At 57.1% G+C, this 18,154-nt stretch carries 17 protein-coding genes; 9 read left to right on the top strand and 8 right to left on the bottom strand.

The window, feature by feature from the left end; all coding sequences use genetic code 11:
- The first annotated feature begins 7 nt into the window (after positions 1-7).
- The 4 genes from ACW5W4_RS05130 (at position 8) to ACW5W4_RS05115 (ending at position 3,307) form a co-directional block, all read left to right on the top strand.
- Positions 8-751: a DUF2982 domain-containing protein gene (locus tag ACW5W4_RS05130; protein WP_456688650.1), complete on the top strand. Its 744-nt coding sequence runs from the start codon at positions 8-10 to the stop codon at positions 749-751.
- A gap of 72 nt (positions 752-823) precedes the next feature.
- Entirely contained in the window at positions 824-1,726 is a 903-nt protein-coding gene (locus ACW5W4_RS05125) for a LysR family transcriptional regulator (RefSeq protein ID WP_456688632.1), read from the top strand.
- Positions 1,727-1,802: 76 nt separating this feature from the next.
- The gene (locus tag ACW5W4_RS05120) at positions 1,803-2,840 is read left to right on the top strand and encodes a response regulator (protein ID WP_456688631.1); all 1,038 of its coding nucleotides are present in this window, start codon (positions 1,803-1,805) and stop codon (positions 2,838-2,840) included.
- Between the two features lie 8 nt (positions 2,841-2,848).
- Positions 2,849-3,307: a PAS domain-containing protein gene (locus tag ACW5W4_RS05115; RefSeq protein WP_427262405.1), complete on the top strand. Its 459-nt coding sequence runs from the start codon at positions 2,849-2,851 to the stop codon at positions 3,305-3,307.
- 119 nt (positions 3,308-3,426) lie between these two features.
- Here ACW5W4_RS05115 and maiA read toward each other — a convergent pair whose 3' ends face one another.
- From maiA to ACW5W4_RS05090, 5 genes are all read right to left on the bottom strand, one after another.
- The gene (gene maiA / locus ACW5W4_RS05110; protein WP_456688630.1) at positions 3,427-4,062 is read right to left on the bottom strand and encodes a maleylacetoacetate isomerase; all 636 of its coding nucleotides are present in this window, start codon (positions 4,060-4,062) and stop codon (positions 3,427-3,429) included.
- A gap of 42 nt (positions 4,063-4,104) precedes the next feature.
- Positions 4,105-5,088, bottom strand: coding sequence for a fumarylacetoacetate hydrolase family protein (locus ACW5W4_RS05105; protein ID WP_456688629.1), 984 nt, complete (start codon positions 5,086-5,088; stop codon positions 4,105-4,107).
- A 10-nt stretch (positions 5,089-5,098) separates the two neighbouring features.
- Positions 5,099-6,250 (bottom strand): homogentisate 1,2-dioxygenase, encoded by a 1,152-nt coding sequence (locus tag ACW5W4_RS05100; RefSeq protein WP_456688628.1) that lies wholly within the window; start codon positions 6,248-6,250, stop codon positions 5,099-5,101.
- A gap of 107 nt (positions 6,251-6,357) precedes the next feature.
- Positions 6,358-7,476, bottom strand: a complete 1,119-nt coding sequence (gene hppD / locus ACW5W4_RS05095; RefSeq protein ID WP_456688627.1) for a 4-hydroxyphenylpyruvate dioxygenase — start codon at positions 7,474-7,476, stop codon at positions 6,358-6,360.
- Between the two features lie 609 nt (positions 7,477-8,085).
- Positions 8,086-8,739: a TIGR01621 family pseudouridine synthase gene (locus tag ACW5W4_RS05090; RefSeq protein ID WP_456688626.1), complete on the bottom strand. Its 654-nt coding sequence runs from the start codon at positions 8,737-8,739 to the stop codon at positions 8,086-8,088.
- An 82-nt stretch (positions 8,740-8,821) separates the two neighbouring features.
- Here ACW5W4_RS05090 and ACW5W4_RS05085 point away from each other — a divergent pair, with 82 nt between their 5' ends.
- Positions 8,822-10,420 (top strand): ABC transporter substrate-binding protein, encoded by a 1,599-nt coding sequence (locus ACW5W4_RS05085; protein WP_427262411.1) that lies wholly within the window; start codon positions 8,822-8,824, stop codon positions 10,418-10,420.
- A gap of 486 nt (positions 10,421-10,906) precedes the next feature.
- Here the strand turns inward: ACW5W4_RS05085 and ACW5W4_RS05080 are convergent, their stop codons facing one another.
- Entirely contained in the window at positions 10,907-11,404 is a 498-nt protein-coding gene (locus tag ACW5W4_RS05080; protein ID WP_456688625.1) for a hypothetical protein, read from the bottom strand.
- Entirely contained in the window at positions 11,391-12,221 is an 831-nt protein-coding gene (locus tag ACW5W4_RS05075; RefSeq protein WP_456688624.1) for a winged helix-turn-helix domain-containing protein, read from the bottom strand. Before ACW5W4_RS05075 ends, ACW5W4_RS05080 begins: the two co-directional genes overlap by 14 nt.
- 358 nt (positions 12,222-12,579) lie before the next feature.
- Here ACW5W4_RS05075 and ACW5W4_RS05070 point away from each other — a divergent pair, with 358 nt between their 5' ends.
- The 4 genes from ACW5W4_RS05070 to ACW5W4_RS05055 all read left to right on the top strand — a co-directional run bounded on the left by ACW5W4_RS05070 (position 12,580) and on the right by ACW5W4_RS05055 (position 17,472).
- On the top strand, positions 12,580-13,125 hold the full coding sequence (locus ACW5W4_RS05070) for a fimbrial protein (protein ID WP_427262414.1): 546 nt from the start codon (positions 12,580-12,582) through the stop codon (positions 13,123-13,125).
- 62 nt (positions 13,126-13,187) lie between these two features.
- Positions 13,188-13,889, top strand: coding sequence for a fimbrial biogenesis chaperone (locus ACW5W4_RS05065; RefSeq protein WP_456688623.1), 702 nt, complete (start codon positions 13,188-13,190; stop codon positions 13,887-13,889).
- Between the two features lie 48 nt (positions 13,890-13,937).
- On the top strand, positions 13,938-16,427 hold the full coding sequence (locus ACW5W4_RS05060; protein WP_456688649.1) for a fimbria/pilus outer membrane usher protein: 2,490 nt from the start codon (positions 13,938-13,940) through the stop codon (positions 16,425-16,427).
- 10 nt (positions 16,428-16,437) lie between these two features.
- Entirely contained in the window at positions 16,438-17,472 is a 1,035-nt protein-coding gene (locus ACW5W4_RS05055; protein ID WP_456688622.1) for a fimbrial protein, read from the top strand.
- Between the two features lie 286 nt (positions 17,473-17,758).
- On the opposite strand, the gene ACW5W4_RS05050 is transcribed toward ACW5W4_RS05055, so the two are convergent.
- Entirely contained in the window at positions 17,759-18,088 is a 330-nt protein-coding gene (locus ACW5W4_RS05050) for a glucose PTS transporter subunit EIIB (protein ID WP_427263160.1), read from the bottom strand.
- Positions 18,089-18,154: the final 66 nt, after the last annotated feature.

Here is an 18,154-nt window from a genome sequence, read left to right as displayed (position 1 = left end):
TCTTGATATGGGGCTTAGACTGAAAGTACAGGAAGAGCGGCAAGGTCATCCTCATATGAAAACACTTCACGTACAGCCCATGGTCAGAAGAAACGGACTCACACTAGTATTGCTTGGCTCAATAATAACCATTGCTATGATTTCTATACTTTTTTTATTCGGTGAACAACCACTAATCCCCATCTACTGTGGCCTGCTGGCGGGGCTGATCACCCTCTTCATCGGTACCTTGAAGCTAAGAGAGCCTCATTTCAGTCTCTCTTTGTGCCATGACTGCTTGCAATATCACCACAAGCATGGCGGTTGGGTGCTCAAATGGGTAAATATTCAGCGGATTGACCACCCGCGCATCCATATGGGGTGGGATCTGGTGGAGATCCCCTTCATCGGCTTGCGGATAAAAGATTACGACAGTTTCTTGAGCCTGATCACACCCCGGCTGGCGGTGGGCATACTGACGGAGCAGCGCACCGTGCTGATGCAGGTGCTGCAAAGCGAGCAGACGGACTGCCCCACCGGCACCTGCGCCAGCCAGTTCGACGATCTGTTCGAGGAGAGCCACTATCGCTCCCGGGAGGGGGCCCAGTACGAGGGGGTGATCGCCATGCTGGCCAATCGCATGGCGAGGCTGAGAAGCCTCCTCGGCTACGATCTGCTGGTGCCCGTCGGCAGCCTGGACCGGGATCCCGCCGACTTCATCCGCCTGCTGCATCAATACCAGCGGGAGTCGAACCTAATCCAGATCAATTAAAGGCGTGATTGCCCTTGCCAAGGGGAGGCCCGCTTCTTAAGGTCACGGTTTGCCTCGAGTGCCATGCCTCCTATGAAGTACATCGAAGAGTTCTATCTATTCGTCAAGGTGGTACAGGAGGGGGGCTTCTCCCATGCCGCCAGCGCGCTGGGCATGCCCACCGCCACCATCAGCCGCCGCATCTCCCATCTGGAAGAGACCCTGGGCCATCCCCTGCTGCACAGATCCACCCGCAAGATCCGCCTCACCGACGAGGGGCTGCGCTACTACGAGCGCCTCTGCACGCCCCTGGCCGACATAGAGCAGGCCACCGGCGAGATCCAGGGCAGGGAGGCCGATCTGGCGGGCGTGATCCGGCTGGCGGCCCCCGTCTCCCTCTCCAGCACCCTGCTCATCGACATGGTGGCCGCCTTCTCCCTGCACCACGGCGAGGTGCAATTTGACATCAGCCAGACCAATGACCACCAGCAATTGTTCGAGGGAGACAGGGATCTGGTGTTCTTCAACGGCGAACTGCCCCAGACCCAACCCCACACCACCCTGCTCGGCCAGGTGCGATACGGGCTGTTCGCCTCCCCCCTCTATCTGGCGAAACGGGGATGCCCCACCCACCCGGCCGCCCTCGACGAGCACGATCTCATCTACTGCTGGCCCCACCAGCACTGGCAGCTCGGCAACCGGGAGGGGGAGAGCGCCAGGATCTGCCCCCAGGCCAAGCTGACCGTCAGCCAGACCCAGGCCGCGCTGCGCGCCGCCGAGCAGCACCTGGGCATCATCAATGTCCCCCGCCACCTGGTGCAGCAAGCTCTCAAGGAAGGCCGGCTTCAACCGGTTCTACCTGACTGGCAGACCCCGAGCCGTCCCTTCTATATGCAGCTGACCCAACCCAATTTTGCGCCGCTGCGTGTTAAGCTGTTCGCCGAGTTCGTCGAGAAATACTCGGCACCTTACCGGCAGGATCGCCCAGCCCCATAGCCCCCAGCCGGCCATGGCGGCATACCGGACAGGCCGGGCCACACTTGTCTCCATGATCCGTTAAGAGGGCGGCCCCATGAATGTGTTGATCTGCGATGATTCGAGTTTTGCCCGCAAGCAACTGGCCAGGGCATTGCCCCGGGAGTGGGACATACGGCTGCATGAGGCCGGCGATGGCCAGGAGGGACTGGAGCAGATCCTGATGGGTCACGGCGATCTGGTGCTGCTCGATCTCACCATGCCCAGGATGGATGGTTATGACGTGCTCGAGACCCTGCAGCGGGAAGGGATCCGCAGCAAGGTGCTGGTGGTCTCGGGGGACATACAACCCGAGGCCCATGCCAGGGTGATGGCGCTGGGGGCTCTGGATTTCATCCAGAAACCCGCCTCCCCCGACACACTGCACGCCTTCTTGCGCCAGCATGGTTTCTGGCAGCCCAGGGAAGAGAGCGTCACGCCGCCCCCACCCCAGGCAAGCCCGCTGCCTGCGACATCCCAGAGCGAGTCCCCGTCCGGCCCGCTGCTGACGCCCCAGTCCCGGGATCTCTATCAGGAGCTGGCCAACGTCGCCATGGGCCAGGCCGCCGATCTGCTGGCCCGCCTGCTCGGCGCCTTCGTGGTGCTGCCCATCCCCAACGTCAATGTGCTCGAGGTCTCAGAGCTGCACATGGCTCTCTCCGCCGCCGCCGAGTCCGATACCCTCTCCGCCGTGTGCCAGGGGTTCATCGGGGCCGGCATCGCCGGCGAAGCCCTGCTGCTGTTCCATGACGCCAGTTTCGCCGAGCTGGCCCGGCTGATGAAGCACGAGGGGGAACTCGACAGGGCCGCCGAGCTGGAGCTGCTGATGGACACGGCCAACGTGCTGATCGGCGCCTTCCTGCGCGGCTTCAGCGCCCAGCTCGACACCCACTTCAGCCAAGGGCATCCGGTGCTGCTGGGTCAGCACAGGCCCATCCACCAGCTGATCCAGACCAATCAGAGCCGCTGGCGGCGCACCCTGGCCATCGAGATCAACTACCGGCTCCAGGGCCACAAGGTGCAGTGCGATCTGCTGCTGCTGTTTACCGAAGACTCCATCGCCACCATGGATCACAAGGTTCAACATCTGCTCTAGGAGTGCACATGGAAATACGGGAATTTCACTGGCTGATGAACATAGTCCAGAACCTGGACGTGGGTCTGTTCGTGCTGGATCGCCAGTTCAAGATCCAGGTCTGGAACGGCTTCATGGAGAGCCACAGCGGTCGCCAGGCCGCCACGGTGCGCGATAGGGTGCTGTTTGAGCTGTTTGACGAGCTGGATAGGGCCTGGTTCGAGCGCAAGGCCAATCAGGTCTTCACCCTCAATAACCGCGCCTTCAGCACCTGGGAGCAGCGCCCCTATCTGCTGCGCTTTGACAACTACAGGCCCATCACGGGGGCGGCCCCCTTCATGTACCAGAACCTGACCCTGGTCCCCCTGGCCGATTTCGGCGGTCAGGTCAGCCACCTCGGGGTCATGATCTACGACGCCACCGACGAGGCCATCCTGCTCGGCCAGGTCCGCGCCAACCAAGAGGCGGACACAGGCACGCCAGACTAGCGCCCCTGCCCCAGACGAAACGACCCCCGCGACACCAGCCGGCGGGCGTTATCCTGCTCCCAATGAAACAGCCCCCGCGATGCGGGGGCTGTGTCTCTCTGTGTCTCTGGCCAACAGGGCTATGACGCATCCGGCTGGCGCTCAGGGGCCGCCCTGACGAAGGCCTGCAACTGCTCGCAATTGGCGACGATGCGATTGATGGTGGGATACTCCTCCAGGCTCATCTGATAACGGCGAGCGTTGTAGACCTGGGGCACCAGCATGCAGTCCGCCAGGGTCACCTCGTTGCCGACGCAATAGACACCGGCCGTGGTCATCAGCAGGGGCTCCAGGGCCCGGAACGTCTCGTCAATCCAGTGACGATACCAGGCCTCCCTGCGGGGCTGATCCACCCCCAGCGTCTGCTCCAGATAGTTGAGCACCCGCAGGTTGTCGAGGGGATGAGTGTCGCAGGCAATCATGTTGACTATCTGACGCACCCGGGCCCGCGCCTGGGCGGCCGAGGGCATCAGCGGATAGGCGGGATAGGCCTCGTCGAGGTACTCCATGATGGCCACCGACTGCCCCAGCTGCACATCCCCATCGATGAGAAACGGCACCAGCCCCTGGGGATTGATCCTGTGATACCCCTTCTCATGCTGCTCGCCCAGCCTCAAGTTGACCGGGTGGAACTCATAGTCGAGCCCCTTGAGCTGCATCAGGATCCGGACCCGATAGCTGGCCGACGACCGCCAATATCCAAACAACTGCAACATAATCTGTCCCTGTTCTGGCGAGCCTGTCTCCCCGCCGCTGCCCTACTCCGCCTGGGTGACCCGTTGAGAAATGGTCCCAAACAGTGCCAATCCGTTGCGATCCTGCATCGCGATGGACACTGTATCACCAAAGCGCAGAAAGGGTGTAGTGGCTTGACCTGACTCGATAATTTCCAGCATCCGCCGTTCGGCGAGGCAGGAGGAGCCCCGGCTTCTGTCGTAGTTGGAGACGGTGCCCGACCCTATGATGGTGCCGGCGGCCAGTGGCCTCGTCCTCGCGGCGTGGGCCATCAGCTCGAAGAAGTTGAAGGTCATGTCCACCCCCGCATCCGGCTCTCCGAACAGGGCGCCGTTGAGGTGGGTCACCAGGGGCAGATGCACCTTGCCATCCTGCCACGCCTCCCCCAGCTCGTCCGGGGTGATGGCCAACGGCGAGAAGGCGCTCGACGGCTTGGACTGGAAGAAGCCAAAACCCTTGGCCAGCTCCCCGGGAATGAGGTTGCGCAGGCTCACATCGTTGACCAGCATCAGCAATTTCACATGGCTCGCCGCCCCCTGCGGGCTCACCCCCATGGGCACGTCGTCTGTGATGACGGCCACCTCGGACTCGAAATCGATGCCCCACTCCTCCGACCCCATGCAGATGGGACCATGGGGGGCGAGGAAGCTGTCGGAGCCCCCCTGGTACATCAGGGGATCGTGCCAGAAGCTGTCCGGCATCTCGGCGCCGCGCGCCTTGCGCACCAGCTCCACGTGGTTGACGTAGGCGCTGCCATCAAGCCACTGGTAGGCGCGAGGCAGCGGCGAGAGGCAGGCGGCCTCATCGAAGGGGAAGGCGTCGGGGCAGGCCCCGTCGTTGAGGGCCTGATAGACGGCGGTCAGTCGGGGGGCGAGCTCGGCCCAGTCGTCCAGCGCCCCTTGCAGGGTGGGGGCTATGTCGGCCACGGCCACAGCCCGGGTCAGATCCCGGCTTACCACCACCAGGGCGCCGTCGCGCCTGCCATTGTTCAAGGTTGCCAATTTCATGTCGAATTCCTTATTTGCCGGGGGTGGCGGCAGGGCGCTGCCAGCTGGAGACATAGTGGGGATTCTCTATCCCCTCGCACAGTGAGCCAACCGCCAGGGCATCCCGGGTGTCGAGCATCACCGCCACCTCGTCGGTGAAGGTCTTGGCGTGGGCCTGGCCCGCCGCAAACGCCTTGGGATGGGGGCCATGGGTGAAGCCGGCGGGATGGAAGGTGACCATGCCCCGCTCGATATTGTCCCGGCTGAAGAAGTCCCCGGCGTGGTAGAAGAGCACCTCGTCAAAATCGTCGTTGCTGTGGTAGAAGGGCACCCGCAGCGCGCCGGGATCGCTCTCTATGGGGCGCGGCACGAAGGTGCAGATGACGAAGCGGCTCGCCACGAAGGTGGAGTGGGCCGAGGGCGGCAGGTGGTAGCGGTGGCTCATCAGGGGGCGGATATCACGCCAGTTGAGGCGCACCACGCACAGATCCCCGTGCCAGCCCTGGGCATCCAGGGGGTTGAAGGGCCAGGTGATGACAGAGACCCGATCGTGGCGCTTGACCTGCAGCGACCAGGGGTTTTCGTCCTGCTGGGCCAGGAAGCGCTCATTGATGGCGGGCACGTCCAGGGCCGCCGGATCGAAGATGGCATGGTTGCCCACCAGCCCCTTGTCCGGCAGCTGATAGCTGTCCTCCGTCGCCTCTATCATCAGGATGAAGAGTGGCGCCGTGGGCTCGATGCGCCACATGGTGCCCCGGGGGATCACCACATAGTCCCCCTCCCGCAGGGTCAGATGACCGTAGTCGCAGAAGAAGTCACCGCTTCCATCGTGAATGAACAAGAGCTCGTCGCCGTCGGCGTTGCGCACCAGAAACGGCATTGTCTCGGTCAGGCGCCAGATCCGGTAACGGCAGTGGGGATTGCTGAGCAGATCCGGCATCACCCAGGGGGAGAGGGAGCTCACCTCCTCCTGCAGCTGGTTCAAGTCGAACGCCCGCGGCCGCAGCGGCCCCTCCCAGTGGCTCCAGTCGGTGGGGGCATGCTTGTGGTGCATGTGGGTGGCGGGGCCGAAGAAGCCGGAGCGCCCCAGTTCGCGCTCGTAGATGGCCTGCTCGGGCAAGTCGGCGTGGGCCTGGCGGGAGTGGGTCCCCTCCCGGTGGGGGAAACGTATCCAGTTACGCATGGCGGTGTACCTCCCATGAAATAGAGACCGGCCAACACAATTCCATCCCGTTACGCATCGCTGTGTCACGCCCTGAAATCGATGCAGGCCGACGAGCGCCCATCCCGTTACGCATCGCTCGGCTCCCCCTTCTTCTCCCCCTGCTCGGCCCCGCTCAGCACGCCGCGGCGGATCTGATCCAGCTCGATGGATTCAAACAGTGCCTGGAAGTTGCCCTCGCCGAAGCCCTCGTTGCCCTTGCGCTGGATGATCTCGAAGAAGACGGGACCGATGACGGTGTCGGTGAAGATCTGCAGCAGTATGCCGTCCTTGGTGGGCGAGCCGTCGATCAGGATACGCAGTTCTTTCAGCGCCGCCAGATCCTCCTGATGCCCCGCCACCCGGCTGTTTACCTGCTCGTAGTAGGTGTCCGGTGTGGGCATAAAGCCGGTGCCGCGACCACGCAGGGTGCGGATGGTCTGGTAGATGTCGCTCGACGCCAGGGCTATGTGCTGGATCCCCTCCCCCTTGTACTGACGCAGGTACTCCTCTATCTGGGACTTGTCGTCGGAGGACTCGTTGATGGGGATGCGGATCTTGCCGCAGGGGGCCGTCATGGCGCGGGAATGCAGCCCGGTCAGCTTGCCTTCGATGTCGAAGTAGCGGATTTCACGGAAGTTGCCGATCCGCTCGTAGAAGTTGGACCAGAGGTCCATGTTGCCGCGCTGGACGTTGTGGGTCAGGTGATCGATCTCATAGAGCCCCGCATCCACCTCGGCCATGCGCGCCTGCCAGTCGGGGTAGAAGAGGAAGTCCACGTCATAGATGGAGCCCCGCTCGCCGTAGCGGTCGACGAAGGAGAGGGTGCTTTCGCCGATGCCGTAGATGGCGGGGATGTTGAGCTCCATGGGCCCTATCTTGCCGACGAAGGGCTTGGCCCCCTTGGCGATGGCGTATTGCTGGGCACGGCCCGCATCCTCCACCCGAAATGCCATGCCGCACACGCTGGGCCCGTGCAGGCTGGCGAACTGCTCCGCCTGGGAGTGGGGTTCGGCATTGACCACGAAGTTGATGTCTCCCTGGCGGTAGAGCCAGCACTGCTTGTGCTTGTGGCGGGCCACCTCGGCAAAGCCCAGGGAGACAAACAGCGCCTTGAGGGCAGCGATGCCGGCGGCGGTCGGCGCCGTATACTCGACGAACTCGAAGCCGTCGGTGCCGAGGGGGTTGTGGGTCTGGGTCGTCGCCATAGTGCACTCCTTTGCATGAAATCAGGTTGAATGAAGGTGTTAACAACTTGTTTCATTAGATGCACGGCGCGGCGGGAAGAGAAGAGTCTGGGTCGAGAGAGGTCTGGGCCAAAGCGCCCCGGAAAATGTAAATGAAATGTGACATCGCCATGACAACTCGGGGGGACGGGCCTCCTTGCCCCCGGGGGTGTCCGTTTTTCGTTACAACCCGGCCAAGGCCGGGTGTCGCCGTCAGGGGGCGAGTCGGGCGATGGCCTGGGCCAGCTGGGGCGGGGTGAAGGCTTCCCCCAGCTCCGGGGCCGACTCGAAGGCGAAGGCGTCGCCCCACAGGGTAAACGCCAGTCGCCAGGCATGCAGTCAGGGGGCGAGCCGGGCGATGGCCTGGGCCAGCTCGGGCGGGGTGAAGGCTTCCCCCAGCTCCGGGGCCGACTCGAAGGTGAAGGCGTCGCCCCACAGGGTAAACGCCAGTCGCCAGGCATGCAGTCAGGGGGCGAGCCGGGCGATGGCCTGGGCCAGCTCGGGCGGGGAGAAGGCTTCCCCCAGCTCCGGGGCCGACGCGAAGGTGAAGGCGTCGCCCCACAGGGTAAACGCCAGTCGCCAGGCATGCTGTCAGGGGGCGAGCCGGGCGATGGCCTGGGCCAGCTCGGGCGGGGTGAAGGCTTCCCCCAGCTCCGGGGCCGACTCGAAGGCGAAGGCGTCGCCCCACAGGGTAAACGCCAGTCGCCAGGCATGCAGATAGCCGCGATCCGCCGCCGTGCCGCCGTAGCGCTCATCCCCCAGGATGGGGGCGCCAATGCTCTTCATGGCGACCCGGATCTGGTGGGTCTTGCCGGTCTGGGGCTTGATGCGATAGAGCCGCAGCCCCTCCCGCACCGGGGTGGAATCAAACCAGCTGATGGCCGGGTTTTCCTGGCTACGGGCCAACAACCAGCTGCCGCCGCGTCCCTTTTGCATGTCGCCCTTGATCCAGCCCTGCTTCTTCTTGGGTTTGCGATCCGACAGCGCCAGATACTGCTTGCTCACCTGGCGCTCGGCGAATCCCATGCTGAGGGCCCGGTTCGCCTCCGGGGTGCGCGCCAGCAGCAAGAGCCCTGAGGTCATCTTGTCGAGGCGGTGCACGGGGTAGAGCGCGAGGCCGGTCTCGGCCCGCACCAGGCTCACCAGACCCGGTTCCCCCGCCTCGTCGTGCATGCCGATGCCGGGTCCCTTGTCGATGACAAGGAAGTGCTCGGTCTGTGACAGGATGCGATACTTTGGCAACATTTTGGCGTATTCTCTCGGTCAATGGCACTCAAACGTGCCCGATTTAAACACCCCTCCGGCTACAATGTGAAGACTCGCACGGATGATGAGATGCTTGATTTGCTTGTTCTTGCTCTGCCTTGACCTCCTTGCCCAGGTGCAGGCCCGAGCCGCCGAAGAGGCGCCCCCGAGCGCCGACCGGGTCGTGCTGCAACTGCGCTGGCTGCACCAGCCCCAGTTCGTGGGCTATCACATGGCCAAGGCCAAGGGCTATTACGCCGAGGCGGGGCTGGATGTGGAGATCCGCCCCGGCGGCAAGGGGCTGAGCCCGGTGGCCGAGGTGCTGAGCGGGCGCGCCGATTTTGGCGTCGGCAATACCGAGGTACTGACCCAGTTCGCCGAAGGGCAGCCCCTGCTGGCGCTGGCCGCCATCTTCCAGCACTCCCCTTCCGTCTTCCTCGCCCGGCGCGACAGCAATATTCTCACCCTTGCCGACATGCGGGGCAAACGGATAATGATGTTCCCGGAGCATCAGGATGCCGAGCTGCTGGCCACCCTCTTCTATCAGGGGATCCGCGAGGACGAGCTGATCCCGCTGCAGACCTCGGTCAACATCCACGATCTGCTGGAGCGGCGGGTCGATATCTTCAACGCCTATCTCAGCAACGAGCCCTTCTATCTGGAGGAGCTGGGAGTGCCCGTCTCCGTCATCAGCCCACGCAACTACGGGGTGGACTTTTACAGCGACATCCTGTTCACCACCCAGACCAATCAGGCCAGGCACCCGGATCGGGTCGAACGCTTTCGCGCCGCCAGCCTGCGGGGCTGGCAGTATGCCCTGGCCCATCCCCAGGAGGCGATCAGCCTGCTGCGCGAACAGTACGGGGTCAACCGCTCTCAGGCCCACATGGAGTACGAGCTGCAGGTGAGCAAGGAGATGATACAGCCGCTCTACGTGGAGATTGGTTACATGAACCCGGCCCGCTTCGAGCACATCCTCAACCAGTTGGTGGAGATAGGGCTCATCAAGCACGGCGTCTCCCTGGCCAACTTTCTCTACCATGCCCCCTCGGCGCAGTGGGTATTCTGGCGACCCTGGTTCATGCTGAGCCTGGCCGCCAGCGCCCTGATCCTGGTGCTGGCCCTCTACCTCTGGTTGTGCAACGAGCGCCTGAGCCGGGAAGTTGCCCTGCGCAAGCAGCGCGAGCAGGAGATCATGCAGCTCGCCCAGCGCGATCCCCTCACCGGTCTGCCCAATCGCCTCAGCCTGATGAACAAGCTGCGCCAGCAGATAGCCCAGCCCTCCCCCGGCTGCCTGCTGTTTTGCGATCTCGACGACTTCAAACGCATCAATGACAACTTCGGCCACAGCCAGGGGGATGCCATCCTCTGCCAGCTGGCCCGGCGAATAGAGGATGCCATCGCCCACCAGTGCTTCTTCGCCCGCCTGGCGGGGGACGAATTCATCCTGCTGCTGCCGGGCTACAGCCCCAAACAGGCCCATGATGTAGCCGAGGTGATCCGGCTCGCCATGTCGGCTCCGTTCGACGTGGATGGCCATGCCATGGGAGTGGGGATCAGTATCGGCGTCAGCCACTATCAGCGCGGCTGGAGCGCGGAGCAATGGCTCATCCAGGCGGACAGGGCCATGTATTGTGACAAGGGGGTCGCCCTCACCGCCCTGGCCGATCAGCCGGGCTGAATCCAGATGGGCGGTCCCTGAAGGCCCATCGGCGGGCGATCAGACAAGCTGCCCCATCAAAACCGGCGTGATGGGGCAAGACACTTGACCGCCCTCTGCCTCCTGCCGACGGGGCCAGTCCATTCAGGACCCGTTACATCTTGCCGTTACATCTTGCCCACCCCCGCGCTGGGCTTGACCAGGCTTGGCAGTTTGCCAGGCTCCACCAGGCTGTAGGAGCAGGAGAGCTTGGCCAAGGCGCCGGTTTGAGGCCGATGTCAGGTGATGACGAGGCGGTGTTCCTAACGTGGTTGAAAAACGATCTGTCCATTTTATGGGGCGCAATCCTTCCAGAAATACTGCATCCATTCACTTCAAAACTACCTGAATTGGCCTATTTAGGGGCCCTGCTCATGACCGTAAATTGCGGCGCCTGACATTTGAACGCGTTGAGAACACAACCTGGACCTGTACCCATAGGGCAATACATCGGTGCGCCATGCTTCATTATTCAAGCTTTTTATCGACACACAACAACATGGGTGAATGCGAATTTTCTATCAGGTATGCGCCATTGACCATACTGACCTTCATATAAAAACGCCCTTTTTTGGGGATGTAAATGATGTGATTCCTAAAAATTTCATCCCTTATGTTATCCCGTGCATTCTTAATAAATGCCACATCAGCAATGGTAATCTCACCCGCGGAGTTAAATTCATAACTGAACGTCATCAAGCGAGAGATCACATACTTCTCACCATCCATAGCGACATTGCCAGAGAAATTAATCTGGCCCGTGAAGTTCTCTAGGAGACGAAATGCGACATCGATGCGGGCCAGAAATACCGGAACATCATGCAACATCTCTAATGATGATGAGCAGCTGATGCTCACTCCTTTTTCTTTATCACTACCCTGCCAAAAATAGAGACATGAAAATAAAGCAACCTGACAAATTACACTTACCAAGAACAAATTAAACCATTTATCATTGACTCTCATCACCACTCCAATAGTAGTTCATGCATGATGAAAAGTGCTGTGCTTTATCATCTTTAGCGCACCGGGCAATAAAAACACGGCCACGGTGGGTATACAGATAGGCATCCGATGGCGTGAGTAAAAACGATTCACCGGCATGACATGTCATACCCTTGGATCTCAACAGTTCAATAAAAAATGCCTCTCGACTGCCGGATAATGTAATTGCATTTTTTCTCACTGTGTATACAGGGCATCCATCAAATGAAAAAATATACTCTTTCGGTGTTGCACTCTGCTTCTTCGGGATAGTATTCGAATTTGATGCAACCGAAAACAGGAGATAATTGGCCACCATAAAGAGTCCAGCCACAAGCAATAACATTAGTTTCTTCCAGGCCTTCCTTGTCTTTCGCTCGCCATCATCTTTCTCTCGTGTCATCTTGGACAGGGATGATCCCCCGTCAGACTGAACATCGACATCTCCATTAAACATATATCCAACCCGAGGCACGGTAACGATTAACTCGGACGACACGCCAAAGACACTGAACATTCTTCTTAACTCGGATATATATTTGTTCAACGTGTTATTGGAAGAACGCAATCCCCATGCGTCCCACACCTCGGCGAGGATCTCATCCCTGGTGATGGTGGAGCCTCTGCGCTCCAGAAGAAAAAGAAATAAACGGTTCATCATCACCGTCAGCGTAATGGCTGAGCTGTCATCATCAACAAGCCAGAGGACGCCATCATTTGGACGATAGCGTACCCTCATGTCAATTACATAGTTCATCCACGACCCCGCAAACGTTTCGATATCATTGGTAACTCTCACACGTATGAATCTCGTTCAGTCTCGCTGTGAGCATATACTTCTACAGTGTAGCAACGCGGACATACTTGGTGCTATATAAACAGCCAAATCAAGATATTAACTCTGTAAAAACACGAAAACAAAGACAATAAACCTATAAAACACATCACTTCCAATACAAAAAGCTATTGACCACCATTTACGTTATTGTGCTCGGACAGAATATGGCCTGTTGTATGTGGATAAAGGATGAAGCTTGCTATACCAAAGGCTGATTTAATAATGCACAACAGCAGGGCAGACAACCGGTCTACTCGGTTCTGTTGCGTAATAAACTGCTTAATAATAAGTGATTCAAGCCATAATGGAGATCTATATCATGCCCCGCAAGAGCATTCTTCTTTCCTCGATGATCAGTGTTCTCATGCTCTCCGGTAATGCCATTGCCGCTGAGACTGGAACAATTGACTTTGTTGGTGAAATCACAGACACCACCTGCAACGTTTTCGTTGGCAATGATGACTCTGGTGCTGCAACCATTACCCTGCCAAGTGTGCAAATGAGAAACCTGGGTGCAAATGGTAGCGAAAGTGGAACTGAAGCATTCTCTCTTAGACTCGATTGCAGTGGCTCCGAGGCTAATGTAGCCATCAGCTTTGACGAGACCGTTAATACCACCGAGACCGGAGGCCGCCTGACCAATACCGCGCCCGATGGCGCAGATGGCGTGTCTTTGATACTGCGTGACGGCGATAACAACCCCGTAGATGTCAATACCTATATATCCAACACCTTTGAATTCGCAGGCGGTGAGTCTGCTGAACAGAGCTACAACTACACAGTTCAATACTATGTAGAAGACGCCGATGCGTTGACCCCGGGTGAAGTGAGTGCTCAAGTCACTTACAACTTGACCTATCAATAATATGCATAGTGGGAGGGCATACCTCCCACTTATTAATGATGACATATACAGGACATATAGGTATGCCTCACCACACCGTCAGATACATCTTGTCACTTTTGTTGTTTCTACTCTTGACACCAGCCCACGCTGGCGTCGTCATTAATGGCACCAGGATCATTTACCCAGCAAATGAAAGAGAAATTACCGTCCAGGTAACCAATGATGGTAAAAAACCAGTGTTGATTCAAAGTTGGCTGGATATAGGTGATAAAAACTCGGCCCCGGACACCATCAAGACTCCCTTTATTCTTACCCCACCGATTAATCGCCTCGATGCAGGAAAGGCACAATCGCTACGTATTATTTCCACCACGACATCTGCACTGCCTCAGGATAGGGAATCTCTTTTTTGGCTAAATGTGCTCGAAATACCGAGCCGCCCAAAGGGAGAGATGACGGATGCAAACTACCTCCAGTTCGCGATTCGTTCGCGCTTGAAGTTTTTCTGGCGCCCGGAGGCGCTGAAGAAAACAGCCGCAATGGCACCACACTCACTGACTTGGAAGCTGAGCGCTCAAGGCATGACCATCGGTAATCCATCCCCACATTACATTTCACTTTATCGCGTATCGATAGATGGACAAAAGGTGAATGTCGACATGCTCCCCCCCTTTGGAAACCTGACTGTTGATGACATCAAGACGGCTCATGGAAAAACAGTCAAGGCCGAATGGATTGATGATTACGGGGCAATTAGAAAAAAAGATTTTACGGTTGATTAATGCATTTTAAAGATCGCGCTTGCGATTGGAGTATCATTTTTGGAAAATATGAAGTTATTTACTGTATCGATACTTTGCATTCTTACATTAAAGGCTCACTCCGCTACGCAGGACGAGTTTGAATTTGATGCCTCCTTTCTAAGGCTCAATGAAGACTCGCTTCCGGATCTTTCGCGTTTCTCTCGGCAAGCCAGCCAGGTGCCTGGTCGCCATCGTGTTCACGTCTATTTTAATGATAAGTCCATCTTCAATCAGGATATTCTGTTTATCGATCGTGAAAATAACCTTGGTGTCCCCTGCCTGAGTCATGAGCAGCTACGACTGCTGCCCATCAAGTATGGAGCATTGGGGCTGAACGATATCATTGATGAACCGGATACATGCCCCGATCTCACCGCGCTGATCCCTGGGGCCAGTGTGCATTTCGACAGCAATACCCAGACACTGCATATCAATGTGCCACAAATCTATGAAGACAGAGCAAAGAGTGGTTATGTATCACCGGAGTCATGGGATGCCGGTATCCCGGCATTATTATTCGGCTATAACGTGAACGCCTATCAGAGCAAGTCCAGTGGTCATCAACAAACGAGTATTTATGCGAGCAATACTAGTGGGTTGAATATCGACAACTGGTTTTTACGCCATAACGGGAACTGGACAAAAAACAGTCACAATGATAGTAGCTATCAATCCTTGAATACGTATCTCCAGCGTGATATTCCCGAAATAAAAGGCCGGATGTCGGTGGGGCAAATCCACACATCGGGTGAGATGTTTGATACATTGAAAATTTCAGGGGTAAAATTTAATACCGATGAGAGAATGGAGCCAATATCACGCCGTGGCTACGCACCAGAAATTCATGGCATCGCCAATACCAACGCTCGAGTCACCGTTCGGCAATCTGGGAGCATGATTTACCAAACCACTGTCAGCCCAGGGGCCTTTATCATTGATGATCTGACTCCTGCTGGTTATGGTGGCGACTTGGATGTCACCATATATGAGGCAGATGGAAGTGAACAGCACTTCCAAGTGCCTTATACCGCCGCCAGAAAATTGCAACGACCGGGACAAGCTCAAGTTGAGATCTCACTCGGTAAACTCGATACGCCCAGCATCGCTGCATCGCCCTCGTTATGGCAAGCGACATGGCAGCATGGCATTAATAACTGGCTGACCGGATATGCCGGCGTTCAAGGTAGCGAACACTATCTCTCTGCTCAGGGTGGGTTGGGTATTGCGACGGAATTTGGTGTATTGAGTGCTGATGTGACACACGCCAAGACAGATCTCGGCCGTGATGGACACCTCCAAGAGACATGGCGCGGGGAAAGTTACCGCTTTGGTTACAATAAAAACATTGCGGCCACTCACACCAATTTCACGCTCGCCACGTACCAGTTTCCCACCCAAAGATACATGGATTATATGACGGCAATGTCTGCGCGTGAGGCCATCGTTCGTGGCGTGGACATAGACCAATCCGTACGCAGCAAGAGTCGCTACATATTGAGTGCCACCCAAGGACTCCCCCTTGGTTGGGGGCAGTTCTATGTCAGCTCATCGGTACAGAATTATTGGCTTAGTCCGGATGTGGACGCTCAATATCAAATTGGATACAGCAATGACATTCACCAGATGACCTATAGGATCAATGCAGGACGGAGTAAAACGGCTAATGGACAAAATCAGGACACCATCTCTTTGAATGTTAACTTTCCACTTTCTTGGGGAATGAATAGCGCAAGCGGCTATGTCGGCTACGAAAGAAAAAGCAATGGTCAGCATAGCGTCAGAACCGGTGTCAGCGGTATTACTGGGGAAGATCGCCATATTAACTATGGCGTATCGGGGACAACCAATAGCCATGGAGAAGGGAGCAGTGCAAGTGCGAATGCTAGGATAAGAACGGATTCAACATCACTCAATGTATCTTTAGGCGCCGCCGCCAATTATTACAGTGCTTCGGCTGGGATGAACGGTACCATCGTTGGCCATAGTGATGGATTGACCTCATCACCTTATCAAGGGAATACCTTTGCACTGGCAGAAGCAAAAGGGGCTGAAGGGGCAAAGGTAAGTAACTATAGCGGTGTCAATATAGATCGCCATGGTTATGCTCTCATTCCCCATTTAAATCCCTATCAGCTCAATGACATCAGAATTGATCCGAAAGGAAGTTCCATTGGGGTTGAAATAGAGAGTACATCATTGAAGGTTGCACCCCTCGATGGCGCCCTGGTCAAGTTATCTTATCCAACTCATTATGGGTATCCTTTGATCATCAATATAGCGGGCAGCGAATCCCCTCTCCCATTTGGAGCCGAAGTGTATGATTCGGAGAAAAATATTGTCGGCTATGTCGGGCAGGGCCAGCAGGTATTTTCTCGGGTAGCGCAATTGGCTGGCGTGCTTAGCATACAGGATGCCGGACAGCGCTGTACCCTGCCCTATCACCTGACAGGTGAACAGTTGATCAACCCAGATCGATTTGCAGAGGTCACTCTTCATTGCATGCCTCAGACAAAATAGAGAGACACTGATGTTTAAATGCATGATTAAAAAGGCTTATCTTTTTCTCATTTTGTCGACGCTGCCATTGCTTGGCATCAATATGGCTTGTGGGGCATGTGAGGCCATATCCCCCTACCAGGAGATAATCCATCCACTTCCTTTTAGCACTATGTCCCCGAGTGGCGTCAGTGAAAACCCCATGGTCATCACATTTTCTACTCCAGCAGTCCAGTTTAACTGTGACTCAGCGCAGTATTATCTCGTCGCCAAGCTGGATGGTGGCACAGGCCCAATGGTGAACGAGAATGGCGCCTCAATTTATGCCACAAACATTGACAGTCTCGGTATCAGCATTGACTTTCATGGCGGAAATGTCCTTGGCGATAAACATGTCTATCATTACGTGTCCGACTCAGCGAACACCATCGATGTCACCGTCAAACTCATCAAGATAAACGGTGAGGCACTTGGGGGGATGCTGGATGCATCGTCATTCCCCAGCATTATTATTTATGCCACTCAATCGAGTAGTGGTGAGTATATCGATGGACAATCTGTCGAGCTTGCGAGGATGTCACTCTCAGGGCAGATAAGCTATGTGGTCCCCACCTGCTTCGCTGAAAGCAATGAGGTACAGATGGGATCATATTCAATGCAGTATTTTTCATCGCAAAAAAGAAACAACACCGAATGGGTTGATGCCAGTATCAATCTGATCTGTGATGCTCCTTTTGAATATTCCCATCACATTACTTTCAGTGCCGGCAACCAGATGGCCATGGATAGCTCGAATCAATACAGTGTGAACATCGATGCCGTGAACGGTCTGATAGATGCAGAACGTGGCATCATGTCATTAGATGAAGGGGGGGCCTCGGGGATTGGCATTCAGATTTCACGTGACAGATTGGAGCATGCTTGGACAGAGCAGTGGTCTGCCGATACCCGTTATGGTTCACACTTCATCAATATTCCTCTGTATGCTCGCTATATCAAAATAGAGGATAAAGTGGCGCCAGGCCGGGCACACGGCAAATTGATTTATACGATCCAATATAAATAACATGCTTGCCGAGATCCTCATACATCAGGGCAACCACAGACATGCTCCGTTTTTGTTCGCGCCATGGATGCCAGCCAATATGACTTGTTTCAGAGAGGCGCTCTTCATCGCCGCCATCTTCTGCTTGCGCCTGCGACTGGCCTCCTTACTCTCTTCCTGCCGCAGCATATTGAGGGCCATGTGCCGCATCGTCGCCACATTCGGTGCCCCATGCTCCCTGTGACGGGCGGGCACCGGCAAGCCATGGGCGATCCACAGGAGCCGGCGCTCACGGCGCCGGTTCCCATTATTCAAACCAGGTCGCGAGATCCCGGCGCAAATTGTCGGAGCGCTTGCCGAAGATGGCCTGCACCTCCTGCCCTATGATGATGACGCCGATGGCGCCCAGCTGTTGCAACGCGTCGCTGTTCACCGACGAGAGCGCCTTGACCTTGACCCTGAGCCGGGTCAGGCAGGCATCGAACGACGCTATGTTCTCTCTGCCACCAAATGCCGCCACCAGTTGCCGGATCCCCTCCTCGTCCAGCCCGGGTTCGGCGGCCTGCGCCATCTCCTGTTGCGGCTTGTGGCCCAGCGCCAGGCCAAACAGACGCTTGAAATCGTGCATGGATACCATGCTTGTCTCCCTCTTTTACCCGCGGTTCATGCACCGGGATGCGATAAGAGAGCCCGTCTGCACGGG

Source organism: Aeromonas crassostreae (genome assembly GCF_054052445.1).
This window is presented reverse-complemented; position numbering and strand designations above follow the sequence as displayed.